Annotated in this window: 3 protein-coding genes; all 3 read left to right on the forward strand. The window is 34.7% G+C overall.

What is annotated here, in order from left to right; translation table 11 throughout:
* Nucleotides 1-127: 127 nt before the first annotated feature.
* A complete protein-coding gene (locus AC1DSL_RS17390; protein WP_477533186.1) occupies nt 128-715 on the forward strand; it encodes a histidine phosphatase family protein in 588 nt (195 codons plus the stop codon).
* A gap of 117 nt (nt 716-832) precedes the next feature.
* Nucleotides 833-1285, forward strand: coding sequence for a hypothetical protein (locus AC1DSL_RS17395; RefSeq protein ID WP_477533187.1), 453 nt, complete (start codon nt 833-835; stop codon nt 1283-1285).
* 214 nt (nt 1286-1499) lie between these two features.
* The coding region (locus tag AC1DSL_RS17400; protein ID WP_477533188.1) for an aminoglycoside phosphotransferase family protein at nt 1500-2275 on the forward strand (776 nt) is incomplete at its 3' end.

Consider the following 2275-nt stretch of genomic DNA (forward strand, 5'->3'; position numbering starts at 1 on the left):
ATGGATCTCTTCTTCAACTAACGGGTGCTTTACTTCAATAAGGAGTACAGCCTTTTTTCTTATTGAACTAACGGGGCAGTAGAGTTGAAGAAGGAAAAATAAGAGAAACTTATTGAGGGGGAATATATTGAGTACAGTTGTTTATATGGTGAGACACGGTGAGTCGCCAAAAGAAGGAAATGATAGAACAAGAGGATTAACCGAAAAAGGTTATTTAGATGCTCAACGAGTAACTGACATATTGAAAGATGAAAAAATCGATGCAGTTGTTTCTAGCCCATACATACGTTCAATATTGACTGTTGAAAAGATAGCTCAACAAATAGGGCAAGAAGTTTTAGTCTTTGAGGATTTAAAAGAGAGGATATTTTCTTCTGAAAACAAAAGATTAGCTGATAAGGAATTGGTTCAGATTTTGGAAAAGTCGTTTTTCGATTCGAATTTCTCCTTAGAGGGAGGAGAATCAAATGCTGATTGTCAAAAAAGAGCTATAAAAGTTTTAAAAGAACTATTAGATACTTTGAGAAATAAAAAAGTAGTGATAGGAACTCACGGGGCTATTATGACCTTGATGATGGGATATTTCGATAGCACCTATGACTTGAATTTTTTACATAGCACATCAAAACCTGATATTTATAGAATGGAATTCAATGAACAGGAATTACTGAACGTTCAAAGAATATGGGGTGTAAGTATTAGCGTTAACCAATAAAAATTATTTCTTGTTCTTCAACTAACGGGTGCTTAGTTGAGTAATATATTCTAAGCTTTACTTATACCCGTAAATAACAAGCTTCACTGTTGATGTATAGAAAGAAGGGGCAATTAAATGAAATACCAATTACATTTTACCATTTCAGAATACTTTCAGGGGGTTGATGGATATCCGGTGCCTGAAGATTATGGGTATTGGGTTCCGTTAATGAAATACTTCATTGAGAGGTCGGATACAGTTGAAATCCATTGTTGGAATGAAGAAAAAGAAGTGATCAAGGAAATGAACGCCTTAGTTCAAAGCCATCCTAGGTTGCCAGAAGATGTAAACTTAACTATTTTTCACTGCAGTCTAACAGATGAGGTTGCACATCATCTCCTATATGAACACATAGCTGAAACGGAAAATATAAAATGGTTCTCTATTTTCTTAAGCAAAGGCGATATTACAATGTTTCACTCTGAACATTGGGGAACAGAATTTTTTGCCCCTGATCTTAGTCAAGAAGATATAGCGTATATTAGATCTGTTATGCCAAAGGTTACAAATTTCCACCAATACAAGTAGGGTGATTAATGAACAGTTAGCTACTATGTCATCTCTTTTTCTTCTTTAACTAACGGGGCAGGATAGTGGAATAAGAAGTCATTGTAGTAGTAAGTATATGGTACATTAAATGTAATCAAATTAAAGGGGTTGATAAGGATGCGTTTATCAAATAAATTTGTGACTGTAACTGGGTTTTGGGTGATGAATAAATAAAATTATAGGGAGAAATTAAATGATAAAAATCGACGTAGATTTAGTATCGAAGTTAATAAATAGCCAATTTCCAGAGTGGTCTAATTTGGAAATAAAGCCTGTTAAAAAAAGTGGAAATGATAATAAAACTTTTCACTTAGGCAACAGTATGAGCGTTAGGTTACCAAGTGATGTAGCCTATGTACCCCAAGTTGAAAAAGAACAAAAATGGTTACCCATTTTAGCCAAGCATCTTTCTACACCAATATCTGAACCATTAGCTAAAGGAGAACTAAATGAGGATTACCCACATCCTTGGTCAGTCAACAAATGGTTGGATGGAGAGACATTAACTTTAGAAAATATAGATGATTCAAATCAATTTGCAAATGATTTGGGGAAATTTTTAGTTGAATTACAATCTATTGACGCCAGTGAAGGTCCCTTAGCTGGCGAACATAATTTTTATAGAGGCGGAGATATTGTTGTATACGATGATGAGTGTAGAGATGCCATTAATAATAATGTAAATACTTTTAATAAACACCTATTGAAAGAAATTTGGGAATTGGCATTAACTTCAAAGTGGGCTGGTGAACCAGTTTGGGTCCACGGTGACATAGCCCCAGGAAATATATTAATTGAAAATGGTAAATTGTGTGCGGTTATTGATTTTGGGATATTGGGAGTAGGAGACCCTTCTTGCGATGCTGCAATGGCTTGGACTTTTTTTGATGATAGTAGCAGAAAGACATTTAAGAATGCATTGAATTTTGATGCAGAAACTTGGAATAGAGCAAGAGGTTGGGCTTTATG

Source organism: Paenisporosarcina sp. P4_D4 (genome assembly GCF_056401835.1).

Bases quoted from the DNA above. Each gene is read 5' to 3' on its own strand.
- AC1DSL_RS17395 (WP_477533187.1), top strand. From the start codon at position 833: ATGAAATACCAATTACATTTTACCATTTCAGAATACTTTCAGGGGGTT.